The 22,571-nt window shown below is 61.3% G+C and carries 24 protein-coding genes; 13 read left to right on the top strand and 11 right to left on the bottom strand.

The genetic code is table 11. The annotated features are described in order from the left end of the window. Positions 1-45 precede the first annotated feature (45 nt). Both HX811_RS12275 and HX811_RS12270 read left to right on the top strand, forming a co-directional pair. Positions 46-945 (top strand): DMT family transporter, encoded by a 900-nt coding sequence (locus tag HX811_RS12275; protein WP_177046064.1) that lies wholly within the window; start codon positions 46-48, stop codon positions 943-945. 160 nt (positions 946-1,105) lie between these two features. Continuing rightward, positions 1,106-1,435: a YXWGXW repeat-containing protein gene (locus HX811_RS12270; RefSeq protein WP_023659079.1), complete on the top strand. Its 330-nt coding sequence runs from the start codon at positions 1,106-1,108 to the stop codon at positions 1,433-1,435. Between the two features lie 15 nt (positions 1,436-1,450). Here the strand turns inward: HX811_RS12270 and HX811_RS12265 are convergent, their stop codons facing one another. The 3 genes from HX811_RS12265 to HX811_RS12255 all read right to left on the bottom strand — a co-directional run bounded on the left by HX811_RS12265 (position 1,451) and on the right by HX811_RS12255 (position 2,606). Beyond that, positions 1,451-1,825 carry a hypothetical protein gene (locus HX811_RS12265; RefSeq protein WP_168197525.1) on the bottom strand — a complete coding sequence of 125 codons (375 nt, stop codon included), beginning with the start codon at positions 1,823-1,825 and terminating at the stop codon, positions 1,451-1,453. A gap of 74 nt (positions 1,826-1,899) precedes the next feature. After that, positions 1,900-2,295, bottom strand: coding sequence for a PIN domain-containing protein (locus HX811_RS12260; RefSeq protein WP_177040083.1), 396 nt, complete (start codon positions 2,293-2,295; stop codon positions 1,900-1,902). Continuing rightward, positions 2,292-2,606, bottom strand: a complete 315-nt coding sequence (locus HX811_RS12255; RefSeq protein ID WP_003218872.1) for an AbrB/MazE/SpoVT family DNA-binding domain-containing protein — start codon at positions 2,604-2,606, stop codon at positions 2,292-2,294. Before HX811_RS12255 ends, HX811_RS12260 begins: the two co-directional genes overlap by 4 nt. 98 nt (positions 2,607-2,704) lie before the next feature. Here HX811_RS12255 and HX811_RS12250 point away from each other — a divergent pair, with 98 nt between their 5' ends. After that, a complete protein-coding gene (locus HX811_RS12250) occupies positions 2,705-3,097 on the top strand; it encodes a RidA family protein (RefSeq protein ID WP_177019502.1) in 393 nt (130 codons plus the stop codon). Between the two features lies 1 nt (position 3,098). Here the strand turns inward: HX811_RS12250 and ppnN are convergent, their stop codons facing one another. Beyond that, positions 3,099-4,472, bottom strand: coding sequence for a nucleotide 5'-monophosphate nucleosidase PpnN (gene ppnN / locus HX811_RS12245; protein ID WP_088424477.1), 1,374 nt, complete (start codon positions 4,470-4,472; stop codon positions 3,099-3,101). Positions 4,473-4,619: 147 nt separating this feature from the next. Continuing rightward, a complete protein-coding gene (locus tag HX811_RS12240; RefSeq protein ID WP_177046062.1) occupies positions 4,620-5,444 on the bottom strand; it encodes an aspartyl/asparaginyl beta-hydroxylase domain-containing protein in 825 nt (274 codons plus the stop codon). A gap of 385 nt (positions 5,445-5,829) precedes the next feature. On the opposite strand from HX811_RS12240, the gene fabV reads away from it, so the two are divergent. Beyond that, entirely contained in the window at positions 5,830-7,023 is a 1,194-nt protein-coding gene (gene fabV, locus HX811_RS12235) for an enoyl-ACP reductase FabV (protein ID WP_008437660.1), read from the top strand. Between the two features lie 100 nt (positions 7,024-7,123). Further along, the gene (locus HX811_RS12230) at positions 7,124-7,747 is read left to right on the top strand and encodes an HAD family phosphatase (protein ID WP_177046060.1); all 624 of its coding nucleotides are present in this window, start codon (positions 7,124-7,126) and stop codon (positions 7,745-7,747) included. Here HX811_RS12230 and HX811_RS12225 read toward each other — a convergent pair. Further along, positions 7,744-8,649: a LysR family transcriptional regulator gene (locus HX811_RS12225; protein WP_102368413.1), complete on the bottom strand. Its 906-nt coding sequence runs from the start codon at positions 8,647-8,649 to the stop codon at positions 7,744-7,746. The two genes, HX811_RS12230 and HX811_RS12225, sit on opposite strands and share 4 nt — an antisense overlap. 103 nt (positions 8,650-8,752) lie before the next feature. On the opposite strand from HX811_RS12225, the gene HX811_RS12220 reads away from it, so the two are divergent. Then, the gene (locus HX811_RS12220) at positions 8,753-9,922 is read left to right on the top strand and encodes an aspartate aminotransferase family protein (RefSeq protein ID WP_102605620.1); all 1,170 of its coding nucleotides are present in this window, start codon (positions 8,753-8,755) and stop codon (positions 9,920-9,922) included. Positions 9,923-9,987: 65 nt separating this feature from the next. Here HX811_RS12220 and punR read toward each other — a convergent pair whose 3' ends face one another. Beyond that, entirely contained in the window at positions 9,988-10,920 is a 933-nt protein-coding gene (punR, locus tag HX811_RS12215; RefSeq protein WP_177046059.1) for a DNA-binding transcriptional activator PunR, read from the bottom strand. A 122-nt stretch (positions 10,921-11,042) separates the two neighbouring features. Here punR and punC point away from each other — a divergent pair, with 122 nt between their 5' ends. Next, complete coding sequence (gene punC, locus HX811_RS12210) at positions 11,043-12,236, top strand: purine nucleoside transporter PunC (protein ID WP_008437667.1); 1,194 nt, start codon at positions 11,043-11,045, stop codon at positions 12,234-12,236. Here the strand turns inward: punC and HX811_RS12205 are convergent. After that, positions 12,233-13,066 carry a nucleoside-binding protein gene (locus tag HX811_RS12205; protein WP_177046058.1) on the bottom strand — a complete coding sequence of 278 codons (834 nt, stop codon included), beginning with the start codon at positions 13,064-13,066 and terminating at the stop codon, positions 12,233-12,235. The genes punC and HX811_RS12205 overlap by 4 nt on opposite strands. Positions 13,067-13,210: 144 nt before the next feature. Beyond that, positions 13,211-14,161 carry a LysR family transcriptional regulator gene (locus tag HX811_RS12200; protein ID WP_177040078.1) on the bottom strand — a complete coding sequence of 317 codons (951 nt, stop codon included), beginning with the start codon at positions 14,159-14,161 and terminating at the stop codon, positions 13,211-13,213. A 172-nt stretch (positions 14,162-14,333) separates the two neighbouring features. Here HX811_RS12200 and HX811_RS12195 point away from each other — a divergent pair, with 172 nt between their 5' ends. Beyond that, positions 14,334-15,845 carry a nucleobase:cation symporter-2 family protein gene (locus HX811_RS12195; RefSeq protein ID WP_010176247.1) on the top strand — a complete coding sequence of 504 codons (1,512 nt, stop codon included), beginning with the start codon at positions 14,334-14,336 and terminating at the stop codon, positions 15,843-15,845. Between the two features lie 116 nt (positions 15,846-15,961). On the opposite strand, the gene HX811_RS12190 is transcribed toward HX811_RS12195, so the two are convergent. Further along, positions 15,962-16,894, bottom strand: coding sequence for a proline iminopeptidase-family hydrolase (locus tag HX811_RS12190; protein ID WP_003218843.1), 933 nt, complete (start codon positions 16,892-16,894; stop codon positions 15,962-15,964). 94 nt (positions 16,895-16,988) lie between these two features. Beyond that, positions 16,989-17,753 (bottom strand): LuxR family transcriptional regulator, encoded by a 765-nt coding sequence (locus HX811_RS12185; RefSeq protein ID WP_008437673.1) that lies wholly within the window; start codon positions 17,751-17,753, stop codon positions 16,989-16,991. Between the two features lie 182 nt (positions 17,754-17,935). Here HX811_RS12185 and HX811_RS12180 point away from each other — a divergent pair, with 182 nt between their 5' ends. From HX811_RS12180 to HX811_RS12160, 5 genes are read left to right on the top strand one after another with little or no spacing between them, the layout of a single operon-like run. After that, positions 17,936-18,823: a proline iminopeptidase-family hydrolase gene (locus HX811_RS12180; protein ID WP_008437674.1), complete on the top strand. Its 888-nt coding sequence runs from the start codon at positions 17,936-17,938 to the stop codon at positions 18,821-18,823. Between the two features lie 3 nt (positions 18,824-18,826). Continuing rightward, a complete protein-coding gene (locus tag HX811_RS12175) occupies positions 18,827-19,774 on the top strand; it encodes an ABC transporter permease (protein ID WP_003218838.1) in 948 nt (315 codons plus the stop codon). After that, on the top strand, positions 19,771-20,628 hold the full coding sequence (locus HX811_RS12170) for an ABC transporter permease (RefSeq protein ID WP_003218837.1): 858 nt from the start codon (positions 19,771-19,773) through the stop codon (positions 20,626-20,628). The genes HX811_RS12175 and HX811_RS12170 overlap by 4 nt, the downstream gene beginning before the upstream one ends. Next, a complete protein-coding gene (locus tag HX811_RS12165) occupies positions 20,625-21,581 on the top strand; it encodes an ABC transporter ATP-binding protein (RefSeq protein WP_177046057.1) in 957 nt (318 codons plus the stop codon). Before HX811_RS12170 ends, HX811_RS12165 begins: the two co-directional genes overlap by 4 nt. Then, the gene (locus tag HX811_RS12160; protein WP_177046056.1) at positions 21,578-22,549 is read left to right on the top strand and encodes an ABC transporter ATP-binding protein; all 972 of its coding nucleotides are present in this window, start codon (positions 21,578-21,580) and stop codon (positions 22,547-22,549) included. Before HX811_RS12165 ends, HX811_RS12160 begins: the two co-directional genes overlap by 4 nt. Positions 22,550-22,571 lie beyond the last annotated feature (22 nt).

Here is a 22,571-nt window from a genome sequence, read left to right as displayed (position 1 = left end):
GCGCGGCACTTAGCCTTTTGGTCAATCAAGCGAACCGGAGGCTCAATGAAGCGATCAACCGTGGGGCTGTTGCTGTTACAGGCGGTGTTCGTGCTGTCGTGGAGTTCGGGATTTATCGGCGCGAAACTGGCGACCCGGAGTGATGGCGTGTTCAACGTGCTGTTCTGGCGTTTCTTGCTGGTGTCGTTGTGCCTGGCGCTGTTTTTGAACGTGCGGCTGCTGAAGGTTTCCTGGGCACAGATCCGCCATCACGCGGTGGTGGGTTTCCTCTCGCAGTTTCTCTATTTGACCTGTGTCTACGTGGCGATCCAGAACGGTTTGCCGCCGGGGATTGCGGCGATCATCGCGGCCCTGCAGCCGTTGATGACGGCGGCGCTGTCATCGGGTAGCCACGCCGAACGCAGCGGCGGCTGGCAGTGGCTGGGGTTGATGATCGGTTTTGCCGGCGTGTCGATCGTCATCTTCGGGCAATACCGCAACAGCGGGGCCGAAGTCGGGTGGGTCATGTATGCATTGCCCCTGATGTCGGCACTCGGTCTGACCGTGGCCACGCTGTACGAACGGCGGGCGGCCCGCACTGATTCCGGCGACCTGAGCCTGGCGTTGTTTATCCAGTCGTTGCTGACCTTGATCGGCTTTGCTGCAGCGGTGCTGTACACCGATACGCTGAGCATTCCGCAGACCCCCGACGTATTGATCTCCATCGTTTGGCTGACGGTGTTCTCTACCTTCGTGGCTTACCTGAGCCTGTGGATGTTGTTGCGCGTAATGACGGCTACCCATGTGGCGACATTGGTGTACCTGGAGCCTCCCGTGACACTGGTGTGGGCGGCACTGGTGTTTGGCGATGAGATTCATGCGTCGACGTATGCAGGGATCGCCGTGGTGGTGGCCGGGCTGATTCTGGTGCGACTGAAACAGCCGGTCGCAGTCTGTGCCTCTTGAAAAGGTCAGTTTTTCTTTACCTGCTGTCTGCCCGTGGGTTCAGCAAGCTGACAGTTGGCACCTGTTAAAAAGTCTTATGGCCAAGCAGGAGCGCGGCTGGAACAAGGGGGCATTTTTTTTACCGGTATAAACGCTGGGCGGTCACGCCCGAGGATTCTGTATGTTGTTACGTTATGCGGCATTGGCGGCTTTGGTCGTCGCGGCTTCCGGGTGTGTAGAGGAGCGGGTCGTGCATGATCGACGACCGGTGCAGCGTGAATATGTAGAAGTCGTCGCGCCGCAACCGCCGCCGGTGCAGGTCATCGAGGTCGAGCCCGAAGGGCGGCCAGGTTACCTGTGGTCGCGTGGCTACTGGCGTTGGGAAGGCGGGCGCTATGTGGCGGTTCACGGCCACTGGGAGCCGGTACGGCCAGGTTATCGTTATGTCCACCCGCATTGGGAGCAGCGTAACGACGGCTATCACTGGCAGGGCGGCGGTTGGGTTCGCTGACCGTTATCCGATGGCTTAAATCGGCTTCTTCGTACCCAGAAGCCGAACTTCCCTGAGCAGCGCCGCGCCCAACTGGCCGGTGCCAAGCTCCTTGTAACCTACCGCTTTAACATCGCCATTCTCTTCCGCCTGGATGAGGATCACCGGTGTTTCCTTGCCGGTGCCTTCGTCGACATGCATGGCGTACTGCGGGATATCCAGCTTGATCGGCGTGCCTGCCGCCTTGCCCTTCACATTGATCAGAAACGCCGCACAACCGGTGTCCACATCCTGACTGGTAGCGGAGCGACCGCTGACGAAGCAGGTGTCGGGCAGGTCGGGCCAGGTGATGGCTTCGGCGAGGGTCAATGGGGACGTTAATGCCAGGCCGGCGAGAAAAAGCGTGCGCACGTTGGTCTTGTCTCTGGATAAAGTCAGTAAGGGCATTTTCTACCAAAGCCTTGACGCTTCTGCAACGCGACGCCTCAGGTCAGCCGCTGCATGCCGGTAGCCTTGGCCGCGCTGACATCAAATGTCGCCGTATATTCACAGCCTGCTGCGTGGGCGCAGCGTTCAATCAGGCAGTCGGCGAAATCGGCCCTGGTGCTTGTAAATCGCCGGAGTGCCTGCCAGATAACGTCGGCGTGCTCTACGGTCAGTTCGCGGGTACGCAGCAGCGTCTCCAGGACCGCAACCACTTCACTCTTGGCTGACTGGTAACTGGACTGCAGGACCCACACCAGTTCCACCACTGAAACCAGGCTGACAAAACCCGGCGAGGCAGTGGTGAGCGACTCGATCAGTCTGGATGCCTTTGGCGATTGGACGGGATCATCCTGGGTGACGTAACGCACCAGCACATTGGTATCCAGTCCAATCATCGTGCTTTGGCTCCCTGTGCAGCGATGGCCAGGTTCATTTCTTCGATGCTGACGGGCTTGGCGGGTTTGCGGATCAGCCCTTTGAGGTCCAACACAGTCTTGCTGGCCGCGATGATCGCAAACTTGCCCTCTTCCATTTCGACGAATTCGACCCGGTCGCCAGTGTTCAGCCCAAGTGCGGCCCTGACTTGAACGGGAATGGTTATTTGGCCTTTTGAAGTGAGTGTGGCGGTAGCCATGTTGAAAGCCTCTCTCGTGATACTCCTTACCTTAGGGTAAGGAATAGTGGAGGGCAAGATCCATTGGTCCATAGGTTACTCATCTGGCGTGGGTGGGTCGGAACAGGTAAAACGATAGTCCGAACGTTTCCCGTCGACACGCCTGAAACCAGCCTTAAGAGATACAACATATGACCGACCGCCACCTCATCATCCCCACTTCCATGCACCCCATCGTCGAGCGCGCCGGCTACGTCCCGGCCGTAAAAGTCGGCAAGACCCTGTACTGCGCAGGACAGGTCGGCCGCACGGAAAACCTGGAAGTCATCACCGACCCCGAGGCACAGTTCGTCGCAGCCTGGGAGAGCCTGCGCCTGGTGTTGGAGGAGGGGGGCTGTACGTTTGAAGACGTGGTCGACATGACCACCTACCACGTGAACATGAGCGAGCACATGGCGGTTTTCCGTGAAGTGAAAAACCGCCTGTTCCCTCGCGGGTTGTGCGCCTGGACGGTCATTGGCGTATCAGAACTGGCCAACCCGGGCTTGCTGCTGGAGATCAAGTGCGTAGCGGTTCAGCGCTGACTCACTGCACCACGCGGTAGCACGGCACGTAGGCGGCGCCGCCTGGCAGTTTCATCCGGTGCTGCTCTACGAACGCCTTCAGCAACTCATCCAGCGGTTTCATGATCGCCGGGTCGCCATGAATCTCATACGGCCCGTTCTGCTCGATCAGGCGGATGCCCTTGTCCTTGACGTTGCCCGCCACAATCCCCGAGAACGCCCGGCGCAGGTTGGCCGCCAGTTCATGGGGCGGCAGCGCGTGGCTCAGTTGCAGGCTGGCCATGTTGGCGTGGGTCGGGTCGAACGGGCGCTGGAAGCCCTCGTCGATCTTCAGCAGCCAGTTGAAGTGGAACGCGTCGTTGCGCTCGCGGCGGAACTGTTTGACCGCTTTCAAGCCGGCGGTCATCTGCCGTGCCACCTCAGCCGGGTCGTCAATGATGATCTGGTAGTGAGCCTGGGCCGCTTCGCCCAGGGTCGCGCCGACGAACGCGTGCAACTGTTGCAGGTACGGCGCGGCGTGTTTCGGCCCGGTGAGGATCACCGGGAACGGCACGTCGCGGTTGTCCGGGTGCATCAGGATGCCCAGCAGGTACAGGAACTCTTCGGCGGTGCCGGCGCCGCCCGGGAAGATGATGATGCCGTGGCCGACGCGCACGAAGGCTTCCAGGCGCTTTTCGATGTCCGGCAAAATCACCAGCTCATTGACGATCGGGTTCGGCGCCTCGGCGGCGATGATCCCCGGCTCGGTCAGGCCCAGGTAGCGCCCGCCGGTAATGCGTTGCTTGGCGTGGGAAATGGTTGCGCCCTTCATCGGGCCTTTCATCACGCCGGGGCCGCAGCCGGTGCACACGTCGAGGCTGCGCAGGCCGAGTTCGTGGCCGACTTTCTTGGTGTATTTGTATTCTTCGGTATTGATCGAGTGCCCGCCCCAGCACACCACGATCTTCGGCTCGACGCCCGGGCGCAGGGTGCGGGCGTTGCGCAGCAGGTGGAACACGTAGTCGGTGATGCCCTGGGAGCTGCTCAGGTCGATGCGCTGGCTGTCCAGTTCGTTTTCGGTGTAGACGATGTCACGCAGGGCGCTGAACAGCATTTCCCGGGTGCTGGCGATCATTTCACCATCGACGAACGCGTCAGCCGGGGCATTCAACAGTTCCAGGCGCACGCCACGGTCCTGCTGGTGGATGCGCACTTCGAAATCTTTATAGGCGTCGAGGATGGTCTTGGCGTTGTCGATGTGCGCGCCGGTGTTGAGGATGGCCAGGGCGCATTGACGGAAGAGGGTGTAGATGCTGCCGGTACCGGCTTCGCTCAGTTGCTGGACTTCACGTTGCGACAGCGTTTCAAGGCTGCCTTTAGGGCTTACGGAGGCATTGATGACTTGTCTTTGGGGCATTCTGATTCCCTGAAAGCACAGCCACCGGACCATGCATGGCCAGTGGCTTGAGGATAGTGCGCGCCGTTTTCGGTCGCATTGGACTGGCATTTTCCCCGGCACTGGAGCCGAGCGCAAACACCGTCGCGCACCATCATGCCGCAGAAGTTACTGAATCAGCTTCCAGTTTTTGTAGAAAAACCGACGCAGGGTAAAGACTGCTCCGGCAAAGCCCGCGATCAGGCCGTTGAGCACCGACGGCACCAGGGTTGGCCGCACGATGTCGATGAACAGGCAGTAGCGCTTGGCGTCGTTCTTGTTGAAGGAGGCATGCATCAGCGTGTCATCGAAGATAAACAGCGGATCATCGTGCCAGTAGTGTTTGTGCTTGCCGACCTGAATGTAGACGCCGTCGTGATGGGGCGCCGGCGCCATGTTGTAGAGCACGCGGAACATCATGCGCAGCGGGCCGAAGTGAAACGAGGTGGAACGGTTTTCGTTGAATACCGACACGCCGATGGTTTTCACGTAGGGCAGTTTTTCCCGCAGTTGCGGGATATCCAGGGTGGTCTCGATCGGGCGGCCATACCATTGGAAAAACAGCATGCCGCGTTTTTTCTCGGCCATGCGCTCGTCCAGGTACTGAATGATCTCGTCTTTGTTGGCCATGGCGTCGTCGATCACCTTTTGCAGGTCTTCGCGCCAGGCCGGCGGCAGGTCGTTCATTTTATAAACGTGGCGATTGCGCTGGCTCATCAGGTCAAACAGCGTGTTGAACGGCGCCAGCAACCAGGTATTGCGGCCGTTGCCGATGAAATACTTCTTGATGGTCGCGCCGTCGTACAGGCCATTGCGCAGGAAATCGTACAGGCCGCAGAACACCACCAGCAGCAGAAACACCAGGGTGGTCTTGGGGAAGCAATAAATGAACAGCAAGACGCCAAGGACCCAGGCGGCGGACGCCAGGCGTTTGCGGATGACACTCTTACTCATGAAACTGGGCTCCATCGGGCGGTTTTCGATTGCTTCAAAACCGTCTGCGATTGACTGGCCGGCCAGGCAAAGGAGTCAGTCAACCCGTGGGGCATCATGCCTGAGCTGAAACATATCGAAATAATATGGTCATGATAGGGTGTTATCGCCCTCACGTGGCGTTTTAAATGCTGGAAATTTGTGAAGTCACTGCACAGATTTTTACCGCTGTCCCCCTAAAATGCCTCGGCGGATGGCCAGGCTGGCGGTGTTGCGGATAGCATTTTGTGAACAGAAGATTTGCGACTATCGTGACGCTTCGGTTTTCCGGGCGTCATAGACCCGTACGATTGACGCTGTAATGGCCACCATTGGCCTTCGGCACCTTGGAAGAGGCAGAAATTTTATGATCATCAAACCGCGGGTTCGTGGCTTTATCTGTGTGACCGCTCACCCGGTTGGCTGTGAAGCGAATGTCAAAGAGCAGATCGACTACGTGACCGAACACGGTGCCATTGAAGGCGGCCCGAAAAAGGTGCTGGTCCTCGGGGCTTCCACCGGCTACGGCCTGGCCGCGCGCATCAGCGCTGCCTTTGGCTGCGGCGCCGACACCCTGGGCGTGTTTTTTGAGAAAGAAGGCGAAGAAGGCAAGCTCAGCTCTGCCGGCTGGTACAACAGCGCCGCCTTCGAGAAGTTTGCGCTGGAAAAAGGCCTGTACGCCAAGAGCATCAACGGCGATGCGTTCTCGGACGAGATCAAGCGCCTGACCATCGAAACCATCAAGAAAGACCTCGGCAAGATCGACCTGGTGGTCTACAGCCTGGCCGCGCCACGCCGTACCGACCCGCAAGGCGTGGTGCACAACTCCACCCTGAAGCCGATCGGCAAGGCTGTGACCCTGCGCGGCATCAACACCGACAAGGGCGTCGTGGTCGACACCACCCTCGAGCCGGCCACCCAGGAAGAAATCGACGGCACCGTGAAAGTCATGGGCGGCGAAGACTGGCAGCTGTGGATCGACGCCCTGCGTGACGCCGACGTGTTGGCCGAAGGCGCCAAGACCACTGCGTTCACCTACCTCGGCGAGAAGCTGACCCAGGACATCTACTGGAACGGCTCCATCGGCGAAGCCAAGAAGGACCTGGACAAGAAAGTCTTGACCCTGCGCGAAAACCTCGCGGCGCTGAAAGGCGACGCCCGTGTGTCGGTACTCAAGGCTGTGGTTACCCAGGCCAGCTCGGCGATCCCGATCATGCCGCTGTACCTGTCGTTGCTGTTTAAAGTGATGAAAGAGCAGGGCACCCACGAAGGGTGCATCGAGCAGGTCTACGGCCTGTTCAAGGACAGCCTGTATGGCAAAGAGCCCAAGCTCGACGCCGACGGCCGCCTGCGTGCCGACCTCGCGGAACTTGAGCCTAAGGTCCAGGACGCGGTAGCGGCCCTGTGGGATCAGGTCTCCGATGACAACGTCAACGAGATCAGCGATTTTGCCGGCTACAAGGCGGAATTCCTGCGCCTGTTCGGTTTCGAGATCGACGGCGTGGACTACGACGCTGACGTGAATCCGACCGTGAAGATCAAGGGCCTGATTCAGGCTTAAGCGCTTGCGGTAACGAAGAAGCGGCCTCCAGGGGCCGCTTTTTTGTGCGCGTCATGCCAGACTGCGGCCGTTATCACACCCACGCTAACGGAGGATCTACATGACGATTCGTGCAGTCGTTTTTGATTTCGGCGGTGTCCTGTTCGACTGGAACCCGCACCATCTCTACCGCCAGCTGATTACCGACGACCGGGAGCGCCAACGGTTCCTGGACACCGTCTGCACCCAGGCCTGGAACACCGAGCAGGACGCCGGGCGCAGCCTGGCTGAGGGCACCCGCGCGCTGATCGCCGAACATCCGCAGCATGCACCACTGATCCAGGCGTACTACGACCGCTGGCACGAGATGCTGCGTGGCGCATTGCCGGAGGGCGTGGCGATCCTCGAAGCCTTGCATGAGGTGAAGATGCCGCTGTTCGGCCTGACCAACTGGTCCGCCGAAACCTTTCCCTATGCCCGCGCCCACTATCCCTTCCTGCAGTATTTTCGCGACATCGTGGTGTCCGGCGAAATCAAGCTGATCAAGCCCGATCCTGCGATTTACCACGCCAGCCTGGCGCAGGTGCGCGCCCATTTGCCGGATATCCAGCCGGGTGAAGTGGTGTTTATTGACGATGTAGCCGGCAATACCGAGGCGGCCACTGCGCTGGGTTGGCAGGGGATTCACCACGTGTCTGCCGCGCAGACCCGTGAGCGCTTGATCGAGCTGGGGGTGAGCCTCTAGCGCGCCCATTTCTCCATGACGAAGTCCACGAACGCCCGCAGCTTGGGCAGGCGATAGCGGTCCTGGGCGTACAGCAAATGCATGGGCCGGCTGGGCAGTTGGTAGTCCGTCAGTAATGCCACCAGTTTCCCGGCCCGCAGGTCTGGCTCGACCAGGGCGTCAGGCAGCATCACGATGCCCATGCCTTCCAGGGCAGCCTGGCGCAAGGCCTGCGAACTGTTGATGGTCAATGAGCCGGAAACCGGAATTTCCACTTCGCCCTCTGCGCCGCGCATTCGCCACAACTTGTCGGCGTTGCGCCAATCGTCGGTCGCCGGGTAAGCGAACGCCAGGCAGTCATGTTGCTGCAGATCATCGGGGCGTTGAGGTGTGCCACGGCGCGCCAGGTACTCCGCAGAGGCGCAGAGGGTGATGGTGTAATCCTGCATGGGGCGGGCAATCAGGCTTGGCGCGTCCAGGTCGCCCAAGCGGATGGCCACGTCGAAGCCGCTGTCGACCATGTCCATCCGCTGGTTGCTCAGCACCACGTACAGCTTGATCTGTGGGTAGCGCTGGGAAAATTCGCTGAGCGCCGGTGCCAGGCGTTCGGTGCCAAAGGCCGGTGGTGCGGTGATCCGCAGCAGCCCCTTGGGCACGTCACTGTTGGCTTGTTCGGCCATCTGCTCGGAGTCGGCCACCAGGCCCAGCACCTCTAGGCAACGCTGGTAATAAATCCCGCCAAACTCGGTCAGGCTTTGCTTGCGCGTGGTGCGCTTGAGCAGGCTGACCCCCAGCCTTTGTTCCAGCGCGCGCAGGTGATTGCCGACCATGGTGGTGGACATGCCGCACGCCTGCGCCGCCGCCGTCATGCTGCCGGCTTCCACCACTTTTACGTACACCGTCATCGCCTGGAACAGATCCATTATCAAGCCCTGGTTTAAAGTGATCGCAGTGTTGTGCAGTTTATCCAGCTCGGGTGGCTAACGATACTGGCGCCATCACTACGATGCACTGGAGCCTGATGCCATGACCGCCGCCTGCCTGATGACCACTTATCAACCGTCGCCCCTGAGCTTTACCCGTGGCCTTGGCACGCGCCTGTGGGACCAGCAGGGCCGTGAATACCTGGATGCGGTGGCAGGTGTGGCGGTGACCAACGTCGGTCATTCCCATCCGCGGCTGGTAGCGGCCATCAGTGAGCAGGCCGGTTTGCTGCTGCACACCTCCAACCTCTACAGCATCGACTGGCAGCAGCGCCTGGCCCAGCGCCTCACCCGGCTTTCCGGGCTGGACCAGGCGTTCTTCAACAACTCCGGTGCCGAAGCCAACGAAACGGCGCTGAAGCTGGCCCGGCTGCATGGCTGGAAAAAGGGCATCGAACAGCCGCTGGTGGTGGTGATGGAGAATGCCTTTCATGGGCGCACCCTGGGCACCCTGTCCGCCAGCGACGGGCCTTCCGTGCGGTTGGGATTTCAAAAACTGCCGGGGGACTTTATCAAGGTCGGCTTCGGTGACTTGAAGGCGCTGGAGGCCGTGACCCGGGAGTTTGGCCCGCGCATTGTTGCGGTGCTGCTTGAGCCGATCCAGGGCGAAAGCGGCGTGCAAGTCGCGCCGCCGGGCTATCTGAAAGCCTTGCGCGAGCACTGCAGCCGGCAAGGCTGGTTGTTGATGCTCGATGAGATCCAGACCGGGATCGGCCGCACGGGGCGCTGGTTTGCCTTCCAGCATGAAGGCATCGTGCCGGACGTGATGACTTTGGCCAAAGGCCTCGGCAACGGTGTGCCGATTGGCGCGTGCCTGGCCCGGGCCGCTGTTGCGCAACTGTTTACCCCCGGCAGCCACGGCAGCACCTTCGGCGGCAACCCGCTGGCCTGCCGCGTCGGTTGTACGGTGCTGGAGATCATCGAAGAACAGGGCTTGCTGGACAACGCGGCGCAACAGGGTGAGCGGCTGCTGGCGCGCCTGCGGGTGGAATTGAACGAGCATCCCCAGGTGCTGGCGATTCGCGGGCAGGGGCTGATGATCGGCATCGAACTGGCAACGCCTCACCGCGACCTGGCCCAGCGCGCGGCGCAAGAGCATGGCCTGCTGATCAACGTCACGCGGGGCAAGATCATCCGCCTGCTGCCGCCGCTGACCATCGATGCCAAGGAAGTGGAGATGATCGTGCGCGCACTTTCCCGGCTTCTGGACTAAACACGGATGAGGCTGACGCGGAGCGTCACTGGCTACATTCCCACGCAGAGCGTGGGAACGATCAGTCAAACGGGGTAGCCGGAGCCCACCTGCACCCCGTTCAGCCATTCCTGATTCAGGGTCTCGGTATCCCCCAGGTAATCCAGCAACCAGGCCATGGCCGGCGACAGTTTGTTTTGGGCCCAGGCCACGCACGACGGGCTGGCAGGGAAGGGCCGGGACAGTTGCAGGGCGCTCAGCTCGCCGCGCTCGATCCACGGCTGCACCAGGTGCGCCGGTGCCATGCCGACGCACAGGCCGTCCCGCAGGCAATCAATCGCCGAAGCCCAGTGCGGCACCACCAAACGACGCTGGTTATTCAGGGTCCAGGTGTCGCGCTTGGGCAGGTTGCGCGAGGTGTCGGTCATGCACAGGGAGGCGAAGGGCCGCAATTGGTCATCGCTGAGCAGGCCTTCGACCGCTGCCAGCGGATGCCGGCTGCTGACCACGCACAGCCAGTTCAGCAGGCCCATGTCACGAAACGTGAATTGACTGGCCACCGGCACCGCGCTGGTGGCGCCGATCACGATATCGGTGCGGTCATCGGCCAGGGCATCCCACACCCCGTTGTACACCTCGTAATCCAACAGCAATTCCACCTCCGGGAACTGCCGATAGAAATCCAGTACCAACTGCCGGCAGCGCTGCTGTTTAACGATGGAATCCACCGCGACTTTCAACTGGCCACTCCAGCCATTTGCCACTTGCTGGCACAGCCGGCGGGTGCCGAGCATTTTTTTCATGACGCCGCGGGCTTCGTCGATGAACAATTTACCCGCGGGTGTCAGCTCCACATCCCGATGCCGTCGGACGAACAGCGGCACCGCCAGCCATTCTTCGAGTTGCCGCACGGTGTAGCTGATGGCTGACGGCACGCGATGCAGTTCCTGGGCGGCGGCGCTGAAGCTGCCGTGGCGGGCCACTGCATCCACCACATCCAGGGAATATTCAGACCACATGGGGTTTGCCTTCAAAATTATTGATAAGAGTGTCCAATTATTATCGCTTCACAGGGATTTGCTCAGCTTCATAATAGGCGCCAGTCAGCAAATAGTTTGATGGCAGGTTATACAAGGCTTCAATGAAAAATTCTTTTGGATTCACCTGGTACCTGGCGGGGCTGAGCATGCTCGGCTATCTGGCCATGGATATGTACTTGCCGGCGTTTGGCGCCATGGGCGAGCAACTGCAGATTTCCCCCGGCGCGGTGGGCGCGAGCCTGAGCATTTTCCTCGCCGGCTTTGCCGTCGGGCAGTTGCTGTGGGGGCCGCTGTCCGACCGGTTGGGACGCAAGCCGGTGCTGCTTACGGGCCTTTCACTGTTTGTGCTCGGCTGCCTGGGGATGTTCTGGGTCGAGACCGCACCGCAGCTGTTGGCCTTGCGTTTTGTCCAGGCGATTGGCGTGTGTTCCGCCGCCGTCAGCTGGCAGGCGCTGGTGATCGACCGCTACCCGGCGGACAAGGCCCATCGGGTGTTCGCCGGCATCATGCCGCTGATGTCACTGTCTCCGGCCCTGGCGCCATTGCTGGGAGCGCTGATGCTGAATCACTGGGGCTGGCAGGCGATTTTCGGTGTGTTGTTGGTGGTTTCGCTGCTCCTGCTGCTGCCTACGTTGTTTCTCAGGCCGCTGCCGAAACGCCTGACAACCGACGGCGAACCGTCCCGACTCGGCTATGGGCAATTGCTCAAGTCGCGGGTGTTCACCGGCAACGTGATGATCTTTGCCGCATGCTCGGCCAGTTTCTTCGCCTGGCTTACCGCCTCGCCGTTCATCCTTGGCGGGATGGGCTACAGCCCGAATGACATCGGCTTGAGCTACGTATTGCCAACGCTGTCGTTCCTGATCGGTGGCTACAGTTGCCGCAGTGCGTTGCAGCGGTTCCAGGGCAAGACTTTGTTGCCGTGGCTGCTGCTGGCGTACTGCATCAGCATGGTCGCGCTGTACCTCGTCGCGACCTTGACCGTGCCGACGCTCGCCACCTTGCTGATTCCGTTCTGCCTGATGGCCCTGGTCAATGGCGCCAGCTATCCGATCGTGGTGGCGAATGCACTGATGCCGTTTGCGGAAAATTCCGGCAAGGCGGCGGCATTGCAGAACACCTTGCAGTTGGGGTTGTGCTTCCTGGCGAGCCTGATCGTGTCGTCGATGATCGACCAGCCGCTGTTGATCACTGCGATCGTGATGCTGGCGACCGCGCCATTGGCCGTGTTGGGCTACTGGCTGGCGCGGCCGAAGGTTGACGATGGCGATGCCGACCTGGTGCGCGCCCGCTAGAACGTCACTTCCATGTTCACCGTCGGCGTTGACGTGCGGCTACCCCGGCCGCCGTCCACGCCGAACTTGTTATGCCAATACTCATAGCCGACGCCCAGGTAGAGATTGGGCTTGACGCTTTTGCCCGGGCGCACCGCCACCATCAGCGCGGTGCGCATCAGGGTTTCCGGCGCGGTGTCGCGGCCATGGAAGTCTTCGCCCTTTTCCCCGACGTGATTGATAAACCCCTGAAACTTCGCCCCGTGGGCGCCGATCTCGAAAGGCCGCATCCAGGTCAGGTTGAGCATGTAGGTATCGTCGAAGGTGTGATCGGGTTCTTTCGCGCCAGGGATGCCGGAATGGTTTCTTTCCTTGTAGTACATCAGGCTCAGGTCCAGCACGCCGACGGTGTTGAACTTCAAGGTCGGGCCAATTACCAGCGCACGTTTTTTCGCCGACGCCAGGTTGTTGTTGCGGTTGGCATCGAAGCCGAAGGTCAGTGCGTAATCCTTGATCGCCCCGGTGCCGAGCGGTACATCGAATACTCGTGAGGCATACAGCTGATGCCGGTACACGGCATACACTTCGCTGCCGCCGTGGTCGGTGCCCTTGCGCGGGTCGCGGCTGTCGGACAGGAACACATCGAGGTTCAGGTAGTTGCTGCCGTACTGGTAGCCGCTGGCGTGGGTGAAGCTGTAGATGCGCTTGCTGAATTCATCCGGGTTGTTCGGGTTGGTGAACTGCTGGCCGTAGCGAAATCCCAGGCTGTTGTTCATCCATTCCAGCGCGACAGCCTCCCCGCCGCCGAACAATGTGAGTAATACGGTTGCGCCGTGCAGTGCCTTTTTCATTGTTTTAATTCCTTTGGCGTTTTGGCTCATGGTGACCGCGCAAGGGTCGCCGGGCGCAGTATCGGCACATCCGTTGTAGGTTCCAAAGAACAGAATCTCGCCTGGGCCGATGCCAAAACGGCAGCACTGAAACTGGCCTGAGAGTCAGGAAATACGCGGCGCCCAGGGTGTTTCCTGATGTTCGCGCAAACTGATTTCTTCACTGAGCAGATGGGCCATGGCTTGCACCGCCATCGGCAAGTCCCGGTCTTTGCGGGCGTATAAGCCGAGGTCGCTGAAGATCCCGCCCTGGTCGCTGAGCGGAATGTGCAGCAGTTCGCCGCGGGCTAAATCTACCTCCACGCCAATGCGCGTCTGGAACGCGATGCCCAGTTGCTGGCGCGCCAGTTGCCGGGCCAGCTCCATCGAGTTGCTGTGCAGCAGTGGCTTGTTCGTCGCCGCCGAACGCTTGTGCAGCGGTGCGATCAGGTGGTGAACCGAGAGCTCGCTCTTGGCCTGGATCACCCCGTGTTCACAGCAGCGCGCGTAACTCACGCTGCTTTCACCGGCCAACGGATGCCCCGGTGCCATCAACGCCCCCAGGCGGAAATGGCCGACACACACCTGGATGGTTTCGCTGCTACGCGGTAAGGCAAAGGCCAACCCCAGGTCAGCCTGGCCGTTGACCACCGCACCGGGAATCGATTGCGAACCTTGTACCGTGACGCCAATGGTCACTTTCGGATAACGCTCACGCATGCGCTTGAGGGCGGCGGGCAGCAGCTCCACAGTGGCGCCTTCCACCGTGGCGATTTCCACGTGGCCGGTCTGCACACCGTTCAAGCCATCCAGTTCACCGCGCACGCGCTCCACGTCCTGCAACAGGAAACTCACGTGGCGGGTCAGGATTTCCCCGGCCGCCGTCAGGCGCAGGCCGCCGGGCAGGCGCTCGAACAGCGCCGCGCCCACCTCGTCTTCCAGCTTGAGGATCTGCCGGTTCACCGCCGAAGACGCCACGTTCAGGCGGCGCGCGGCTTCGCGGATCGAGTGGCAGCGGCGAACCATGTCGAAGTAGTAAATCGCCGGGGCGTGGATGCGCAGCTTGCGGTTGAGCATTTTTTTCAAGTCCTTGTGCGCAGCGCTTCGAGCCACGGGGCAGGGCGGCTGAATGGATTTTTGTAACGGCGTTCAGGGTGTTCTTGTGAAAATGATTGTATACAACTCTATGGACATCCAATCTTTCTATTGCATACAGTGAGTGCACAACAAAAACAGAGAACCCCTCACCATGACTATCCCGAAGGCGTCACCGCAGCGGCCAGAAGATGAGAATCTCGGCGTCGCGGCCAACATGGCTTACGGCCTGCAGCATGTGCTCACCATGTACGGCGGCATCGTGGCTGTACCGTTGATCGTCGGCCAGGCGGCCGGGTTGTCGCCGGCCGATATTGGCCTGCTGATCGCTGCCTCGCTGTTTGCCGGAGGCCTGGCTACGCTGTTGCAAACCCTGGGCCTGCCGTTTTTCGGCTGCCAGTTGCCGCTGGTGCAAGGGGTGTCCTTTGCCGGGGTGGCGACCATGGTGGCGATTGTTGGCAGCGACGGTGCGGGTGGCATCCCGGCGATTCTCGGGGCGGTGATGGCCGCCTCCCTGATAGGCCTGCTGATCACCCCGGTGTTCTCGCGAATCACCAAATTCTTCCCGCCGCTGGTCACCGGGATTGTGATCACTACCATCGGCCTGACGTTGATGCCCGTCGCCGCCCGCTGGGCCATGGGCGGCAACAGCCGCGCCGCAGATTTCGGCAGCATGCCGAACATCGGCCTGGCGGCGCTGACCCTGGTGCTGGTATTGCTGCTGAGCAAGATCGGCAGCGCGACCATCTCGCGACTGTCGATCCTGCTGGCGATGGTGATCGGCACGGTCATCGCGGTGTTCCTCGGCATGGCTGACTTTTCCAGCGTGACCCAGGGCCCGATGTTCGGCTTTCCCACACCCTTCCATTTCGGCATGCCAACCTTCCATCTCGCGGCGATCATTTCCATGTGCATCGTGGTCATGGTGACGCTGGTGGAAACCTCGGCGGACATTCTGGCGGTGGGTGAAATCATCGACACCAAAGTCGACTCCAAGCGCCTCGGCAATGGCCTGCGTGCGGATATGCTGTCGAGCATGTTTGCGCCGATCTTCGGCTCGTTCACCCAGAGCGCGTTTGCACAAAACGTCGGACTGGTGGCGGTTACCGGGGTCAAGAGCCGTTATGTGGTCGCCACCGGCGGGATATTCCTGGTGATCCTCGGCCTTCTGCCGTTCATGGGCCGGGTGATTGCGGCAGTGCCGACTTCAGTGTTGGGCGGTGCCGGAATCGTATTGTTCGGCACCGTGGCTGCCAGTGGTATCCGGACCTTGTCCAAGGTCGATTACCGCAACAACATGAACCTGATCATTGTCGCCACTTCCATCGGTTTTGGCATGATCCCGATTGCGGCCCCGAGTTTCTACGATCACTTCCCGAGCTGGTTCGCGACCATTTTCCACTCGGGGATCAGTTCGTCGGCGATCATGGCGATCCTGTTGAACCTGGCGTTCAACCACTTCACCGCGGGCAACTCGGACCAGCAGTCGGTATTCGTTGCCGGGACGGAACGCAGCCTGTGCTTCCAGGACGTGGCGGCGTTGCGGGACGGGGATTACTTCAGCGGCGGCAAGCTGTTTGATGCCGAGGGCAAGGAGATTCCGTTGCTGGAGGAAGTGCCGAAGAAAGCGGCGGTGCACGGCAGGGCGCAGACCAGCGAGGTGTAACAGCCACAAAGAGTCCAATGTGGGAGCGGGCTTGCTCGCGAAGGCGGTGTGTCAGTCGCTAAATATGCTGACTGATCCACCGCCTTCGCGAGCAAGCCCGCTCCCACATTTTGATCTCAGCCAGTCTTGAGCGTTCTGTGGGGCACCGAACAAGCCTCATCCAGAAACTGCACCACTGTCCCCATGCACGCCTGTCGCTCTTCAACATGCGGCATGTGGCTGGAGTCTTCGAACAGCGCCCAGCGCACATCGGCGATCTCATCCAGGAACGGCTTGACCACCAGCGGCGTGGCCTCGTCATGGCGACCGGAAATCACCAGGGTCGGCACATTGACCTTCGACAGCCGGCCGATCACGTTCCAGTCTTTCAAGCTGCCAATCACATGGAATTCCGTCGGGCCGCTCATGGCGTGATACACCGTCGGGTCCGAATCCACCTGGGCGAATGTGCGGGCGACTTCTTCCGGCCACGGATTGACCCGGCACACGTGCTGGTCATAGAAAATCCGCGAGGCGGCCAGGTATTCAGGGTCCTGGTAGGTGCCGGCCTGTTCATGCTTGAGCAAGGTCTCGTGCACGCCTTCAGGCAGTAGCTTGCGCAGGCGGTTGGCCTCGGCAACCCAGGTCCGCATGCAGGTCGGCGAGTTGGCCGGAATAAATGCACGCAGGCCCTTGGGTTGCAGGATGGCGTGTTCGCTGCCGAGCATGCCGCCCCAGGATTGACCCAGGATCGCGTAGTTGTTGCTGATCTGCAGGTGGTCCAGCAGGTTGTCCAGTTCTTCGAGGAACAAGCCGACGGTCCAGAATGAAGGGTCTTTGTCAGGCAGGTGGGTGGAGCGGCCGTTGCCCAGTTGGTCGTAGTGAATGACCGCGTGGCCACTGGCGGCTACGTCCTTGTAGGCATCGACATAATCATGGGTACAACCCGGGCCACCATGGAGGATGACCAGCGGTGTGAGGCCGCTGTCCAGGTCGCCGGTTACCCGATACCAGGTCTGGTAGTCGCGAAAGGCCGCATAGCCTTCGCGGATTGTTTCGATGAATTCCATTTCGTGCCCTGCCCTGAGAAAAAGTGATCAGGTACACGATAGTCGGCACAGAAAGTTTAAGTAACTAGCAAAACAGCTAGGTTTTTCCTTCGGATCAGTCTTCCAGCAGCCGGTAATGAGTGGCCCGTACCACCGCTTGCACCCGGTTCTTGGCCCCCAGTTTGTGCATGGCCGACGCCAGGTGCAGGGTAACCACTGCCAGGGAGCGGCTCAATTGCGTGGCGATTTCGGCGGCGGTCAGGCCGTCGGCGGCCCATTTCAGGCATTCGCGCTCACGCTTGGTCAGGCGGATATGCGGGTAGGAGCGCAGTTCCTTGCTGAAAAGCGGGTAGGCCGCTTCCTGCAAGGCGTGGGTAATCAGGCTGAATTCCGACAGCGTCTGGCGGGCGTCCTGCAACACGGCGCTGGCCTTGCCGGTGCGCAGGCCGGTCAGCGAGGCGAAGCCGCCACGGGGCAAATGGATCGGCACGCTGACGCCGCAGGTCATCTGCCGGTCGTGCAGGTAGCTGGAAACCGGGGCGTGGCAAGGGTCGATGATTTTTTGCAGAGCGGTATCGGCCTTGGCCTCGTAGGACCACACAAACGGTGAAACCGTCGACAGCGCGAGGTGTTGCACCGGATCGATCTGATAAAAACCGGAGCTGCACCACAGGTTGTACCAGTCGGGCGGGGTATTGCGCAGTTGCAGCACAGAAGGGGTGATCAGTGCACCATTATGGTCAATGGGCACGGGGGTGTAGTCGTAGACCAACGCATCAAAACCCAGGTCCTGGGCCAATACGAGGGTGTTGTCCATCTGTTCATCCAGGCTCCTGCCGGGGATGAGACGGTCATTAAACGCAGTTAGCCTGGCCAGCATCCGTTCTGCTCCCGATTTCATTTGAATCTCGTCTTGCTGCAAGTAGAATGCCACGCCCCGGCGAAGGACTGCCAGACCAAACCTATAAGAATTACCAGGTTATGGACACGCGGCATCCTCGGTAGTGTTGGCCTCTAAACGGCCACTCTCCACAGGGCCGACACACAACAAGGAATGTATGCATGTGGCGTGAAATTGCCCCCGACCAGCGGTACAACGTGCAGGTCGATGGCCACAACCTCGTGGCCTATAGCTTTGGCGAAGGCGATGAGGTGTTGCTGTGCCTCAATGGCGGCCCCGGGCTGCCTTGCGACTACTTGCGCGACGCCCATGGCTGGCTCAAGGACAATGGCCTGCGAGTGGTTGCATTCGACCAGCTTGGCACGGGCGCTTCAGCCAGACCGACCGATGTTTCGCTGTGGGAAATCAGCCGTTATGTCGAAGAAGTCGAAACCGTGCGCCAGGCCCTTGGCCTTGGCCGCGTGCACTTGCTGGGGCATTCCTGGGGCGGATGGTTGGGCATCGAGTACGCCATTCACTACCCCGATGCGCTGAAAAGCCTGATCCTGGAAAACACCGTCGGCGACATTCCGCACCTGTCCCTCGAGCTGGAACGCCTGCGCGGCGCCCTGGGCAGCGAAACCGTGGCGATGATGCAACGCCATGAAGCCATGGGCACCCTCGATCACCCGCAGTACCAGGCCGCGATTACCTTGCTCAACTACCGCCACGTCTGCCGCCTGGACGAATGGCCGGCGCCGGTCCAGCGTTCCCTCGGCGACTGGAACATGGGCCCCTACGAAACCATGCAGGGCCCCAACGAATTTCTCTACATCGGCAACCTCAAGGACTGGAACCGCATCCCCGAGATGGCCGAGTTCAAGATGCCGATACTGATCACCACCGGCCAGCACGACGAACTGACCCCGGCCTGCGCCATGCGCATGAAAAGCGCCGCCCGGCACGCCGAGCTGCACGTGTTCCCCAACAGCAGCCATATGCCATTTTACGAAGAACCCCAGGCATACTTCCCGGTGTTGCTGGACTTCCTCGCTCGCCATCGAGGCTGACGGATGAACCTGGCGCGTTACCGTTTTGTGCTGTCCCGGCCGCTGCAATTGCTGCCGGTGCTGTTTGGCATCAGCCTGATCACCTTTGTGCTGGTGCGCTCGATTCCCGGCGACCCGGCGCGGGCCCTGCTGGGTTCGCGCAGCACCCCGGACGCGTTGCTGAAGATCCGCGCCCAGTACGGCCTCGACCAGCCGCTGTGGCTGCAATATTTCTACTTCCTGAAAAACCTGCTCAAGGGCGACCTCGGCCAGTCACTGCTGTACAAGGTCGACGCGCTGAAACTGATCGTCACCCGCATCGAGCCGACCCTGTTCCTGGTGCTCGGCAGTGTGCTGCTGGCGCTGTTGATCGCCGTGCCGCTGGCCACCGTGGCCGCGCGTAATAAAGGTGGCTGGGCGGATAACCTGATCCGGCTGTTCACCACGGTGGGCCTGGGCATGCCGGCGTTCTGGCTGGGCTTGATGCTGATCCTGTTGCTCAGCGTGCAATGGGGCCTGTTTCCGGTCTCCGGGTATGGGCGCACCTGGCTGGACAAGGCGCACCACATGGTTCTGCCGTGCCTGACCATCGCCCTGGCGCTGTCGGCGGTGCTGGTGCGCAACCTGCGGGCGAGCATGTTGATGGAATTGCAGGCTGACCACGTCACCGCCGCCCGGGCGCGCGGGTTGTCGGAGGCGGCGGTGTTTCGTCGTCATGTGCTGCCCAATTCCCTGGTGCCGGCGGTGAACCTGCTGGCGGTGAACATTGGCTGGCTGATCAGCGGCACGGTGGTGATCGAAAGCCTGTTTGCGATTCCCGGCATCGGCCAATTGCTGGTGCGCGGCATCTTCACCCGCGACTACATGGTGGTGCAGGGCGTGGCGATGGTGCTGGCCTGTGCCACCGTGCTGGTCAACTTTGTTGCCGATGTGGTGACGGTCACGCTGGACCCGCGAGTGAAGATGCAATGAGCAGCCGCCCATTGATCGCCCCATGGCGCCTGCGCCTGCGCTTTGGTTTTCGCAATGGCCGGCTGACGGCGGCCTGGGGCCTGTTGATTCTGCTGACATGGCTGGCGCTGGCCGTGTTCGCCCCCTGGATCGCACCCTTTGACCCGATTGCGCAAAACACCGACATCAGTTTGCTGGGTCCCAGCCAGGCCCATCCATTTGGCACGGACAACTACGGGCGAGACATCCTTTCGAGGGTAATCTGGGGTGCACGCATCGACCTGCAACTGGCGGTGGTCGGGGTGATCTTTCCGTTCCTGATCGGCACCTTCGTCGGTGCGGTGTCCGGCTACATCGGCGGGCGTTTCGACAGCTTCTGCATGCGGGTGATCGACGTGATCCTCGCGTTCCCTTTCCTGGTGCTGATGCTGGCGATCATGGCCATTCTCGGCCCGGGTTTGAAAAGCTTTTATATCGCCATGGCACTGGTGGGCTGGGTGTCCTATGCGCGGCTGATCCGCTCGCAGATCCTGGTGCTCAAGGAAAGCGACTTCGCCCTGGCCGCCAAAAGCCTGGGCTTTGGCCATGGGCGCATTCTGTTCCGGCATTTGTTGCCCAACGCGATGTTCGGCTCGATTGTGTTCTCGATGTCTGACGCAGTGCTGGTGCTGCTCAACGGCGCAGCGGTCAGCTACCTCGGCCTGGGCGTACAACCGCCGACCGCCGAGTGGGGCACCATGGTTGCCGAAGGCCAGGCGTTCATCACCACCGCCTGGTGGATTTGCACCTTCCCGGGCCTGGCCATCGTGACCCTGGCCATGGGCTTCAGCCTGCTGGCCGATGGTGTGGCGCAAGTGCTGGGGGATCGCTCATGAGCCTGTTGCAGGTGCAGGACCTGAGCGTCATCGCCAATAACACCGGGCGCGACGTAACGTTGGTGGACCGGGTGTCGTTCGACCTGGCCGAAGGTGAAATCCTCGGCCTGGTGGGCGAAAGCGGTTCGGGCAAGACCATGGCCTGTCGCGGGCTGATGCGCTTGCTGCCGTCCCCGAGCCTGCGGGTGCAGGGCGGTTCGGTGCGCCTGGCGGGCCAGGACCTTCTGCAGCTGGATGACGTCGGCATGCGCGCGGTACGCGGTGGGCAACTTGGGATGATCTTCCAGAACCCCAGCAGCCACCTCGACCCGTTGATGCGCATCGGCGAGCAGATCGCCGAAGGCATCCGACTGCACCAGGGCGCGTCGAAAAAGGAGGCGCGCTTGCAGGCTATCGAAGTGCTGCGCCAGGTCGGCATTCCCGATCCCCAGGCGCGGATCGACAATTACCCCCACGAGTTTTCCGGCGGCATGCGCCAGCGGGCAATGATCGCGGTGGCCCTTGGCTGCAATCCCAAGGTGCTGATTGCCGACGAACCGACCACCGCCCTCGACGTGACCGTGCAAGCCCAGATTCTGCGGCTGTTGCTGGACCTGCGGGACCAGCGTGGCCTGTCGATCATCATGATCACTCACGACCTGGGCGTGGTGGCGCAAACCTGCGACTCCATCGCCGTGATGTACGCCGGGCGCCTGTGCGAACACGGCAGCAAATACGAGCTGCTGGCACACCCGCAACACCCTTACACCGCCGGCCTGATCGAGTGCCAGCCCGCCACCAGCAGCGGCCACGCCCTGTTGCGCACCATCGCCGGCCAACCGCCATTGCTCGACGCATTGCCCAAGGGCTGCCGGTTCAACCCGCGCTGCCCGCAAGTCGGCACCTTGTGCACCGAGCTGCTGCCGGAAGGCGCGCGGGTGGCCTGTCACTATCCCCTGGGAGTTCGCCCATGACGTTGTTGCAGGTGAATGACCTTGAGGTGCGTTTTGCCGCCGCCGGCAGCGGCCTGTTCGGCCTGAATAAACAGTGGGTGAGGGCGGTCAACGGGGTGTCGTTGACCCTGGCCGCCGGTGAAACACTGGGTTTGGTGGGCGAGTCCGGCAGCGGCAAAAGCACCTTGGGGAGGGCGATCCTGCACCTCAACCCCATCAGCGCCGGGCAGGTGGTGTTTGACGGCATCGACATGGCCCACGCCGGGCCGGTCGATATCGCCCGTTTGCGGCACGAGACGGCGATGATCTTCCAGGATCCCTACGCGGCCCTGAACCCGCGTCTGACCATCGGCGAAACCATTGCCGAAGTCCTGCGGGTGCAGCGCAAAGTGGCGTCGGAAAACATCCCACGCCGGGTCGACGAATTACTCGATCTGGTAGGCCTGCGCCCCGAACTCGCCAGCCGCAAGCCCGGCTCCCTGAGCGGCGGCCAGTGCCAGCGCGTCGGCATTGCCCGGGCGCTGGCGGTGGAGCCGCGGCTGATCATCGCCGACGAATGCGTGGCTGCCCTGGATGTGTCGATCCAGGGCCAGATCATCAACCTGCTGCTGGAACTGCAACAGCGCATGAACCTGGCGATCCTGTTTATCGCCCACGACCTGGCCATCGTCCGCCGCCTGTGTGACCGGGTGGCAGTGATGTACCTGGGGAAAATCGTCGAGGAAGGCCCGGTGGAGGCGGTGTTTACCACGCCCCGTCACCCCTACACGGCGGCGTTGATCCAGGCGATCCCGGAGATTGATCCGTACCGCCCGTTGCCCAGCGAACCCTTGCCGGGCGAGCCGCCGAGCCCGCTGAAGCTGCCTAATGGTTGCGCCTTTCACCCGCGTTGCCGACATGCACGAGCCGTGTGTGCCGAGGTATTGCCGCCGACTCACGTTGTGCAAACGCATCGGTACAGTTGCGTGCTTGAAGAACCTTTGCTTTGAACCCTTCCTGCCGATCATGAAC

The organism is Pseudomonas sp. F8002, from assembly GCF_013385495.1.
Classification (GTDB): Bacteria; Pseudomonadota; Gammaproteobacteria; order Pseudomonadales; family Pseudomonadaceae; genus Aquipseudomonas.
This window is presented reverse-complemented; position numbering and strand designations above follow the sequence as displayed.

What these genes read in the sequence shown, in the direction of transcription:
- HX811_RS12175 (WP_003218838.1), top strand. Translation starts at nt 18,827, where the DNA reads ATGAACCTGGCGCGTTACCGTTTTGTGCTGTCCCGGCCGCTGCAATTG.
- fabV (WP_008437660.1), top strand. Translation starts at nt 5,830, where the DNA reads ATGATCATCAAACCGCGGGTTCGTGGCTTTATCTGTGTGACCGCTCAC.
- HX811_RS12230 (WP_177046060.1), top strand. Translation starts at nt 7,124, where the DNA reads ATGACGATTCGTGCAGTCGTTTTTGATTTCGGCGGTGTCCTGTTCGAC.
- HX811_RS12190 (WP_003218843.1), bottom strand. Translation starts at nt 16,894, where the DNA reads ATGGAATTCATCGAAACAATCCGCGAAGGCTATGCGGCCTTTCGCGAC.
- HX811_RS12270 (WP_023659079.1), top strand. Translation starts at nt 1,106, where the DNA reads ATGTTGTTACGTTATGCGGCATTGGCGGCTTTGGTCGTCGCGGCTTCC.
- HX811_RS12160 (WP_177046056.1), top strand. Translation starts at nt 21,578, where the DNA reads ATGACGTTGTTGCAGGTGAATGACCTTGAGGTGCGTTTTGCCGCCGCC.
- HX811_RS12225 (WP_102368413.1), bottom strand. Translation starts at nt 8,649, where the DNA reads ATGGATCTGTTCCAGGCGATGACGGTGTACGTAAAAGTGGTGGAAGCC.
- HX811_RS12200 (WP_177040078.1), bottom strand. Translation starts at nt 14,161, where the DNA reads ATGCTCAACCGCAAGCTGCGCATCCACGCCCCGGCGATTTACTACTTC.
- HX811_RS12165 (WP_177046057.1), top strand. Translation starts at nt 20,625, where the DNA reads ATGAGCCTGTTGCAGGTGCAGGACCTGAGCGTCATCGCCAATAACACC.
- HX811_RS12195 (WP_010176247.1), top strand. Translation starts at nt 14,334, where the DNA reads ATGACTATCCCGAAGGCGTCACCGCAGCGGCCAGAAGATGAGAATCTC.
- HX811_RS12275 (WP_177046064.1), top strand. Translation starts at nt 46, where the DNA reads ATGAAGCGATCAACCGTGGGGCTGTTGCTGTTACAGGCGGTGTTCGTG.
- HX811_RS12185 (WP_008437673.1), bottom strand. Translation starts at nt 17,753, where the DNA reads ATGCTGGCCAGGCTAACTGCGTTTAATGACCGTCTCATCCCCGGCAGG.
- HX811_RS12205 (WP_177046058.1), bottom strand. Translation starts at nt 13,066, where the DNA reads ATGAAAAAGGCACTGCACGGCGCAACCGTATTACTCACATTGTTCGGC.
- HX811_RS12170 (WP_003218837.1), top strand. Translation starts at nt 19,771, where the DNA reads ATGAGCAGCCGCCCATTGATCGCCCCATGGCGCCTGCGCCTGCGCTTT.
- punR (WP_177046059.1), bottom strand. Translation starts at nt 10,920, where the DNA reads ATGTGGTCTGAATATTCCCTGGATGTGGTGGATGCAGTGGCCCGCCAC.
- HX811_RS12220 (WP_102605620.1), top strand. Translation starts at nt 8,753, where the DNA reads ATGACCGCCGCCTGCCTGATGACCACTTATCAACCGTCGCCCCTGAGC.
- HX811_RS12240 (WP_177046062.1), bottom strand. Translation starts at nt 5,444, where the DNA reads ATGAGTAAGAGTGTCATCCGCAAACGCCTGGCGTCCGCCGCCTGGGTC.
- punC (WP_008437667.1), top strand. Translation starts at nt 11,043, where the DNA reads ATGAAAAATTCTTTTGGATTCACCTGGTACCTGGCGGGGCTGAGCATG.
- HX811_RS12260 (WP_177040083.1), bottom strand. Translation starts at nt 2,295, where the DNA reads ATGATTGGACTGGATACCAATGTGCTGGTGCGTTACGTCACCCAGGAT.
- ppnN (WP_088424477.1), bottom strand. Translation starts at nt 4,472, where the DNA reads ATGCCCCAAAGACAAGTCATCAATGCCTCCGTAAGCCCTAAAGGCAGC.
- HX811_RS12180 (WP_008437674.1), top strand. Translation starts at nt 17,936, where the DNA reads ATGTGGCGTGAAATTGCCCCCGACCAGCGGTACAACGTGCAGGTCGAT.
- HX811_RS12250 (WP_177019502.1), top strand. Translation starts at nt 2,705, where the DNA reads ATGACCGACCGCCACCTCATCATCCCCACTTCCATGCACCCCATCGTC.
- HX811_RS12255 (WP_003218872.1), bottom strand. Translation starts at nt 2,606, where the DNA reads ATGGACCAATGGATCTTGCCCTCCACTATTCCTTACCCTAAGGTAAGG.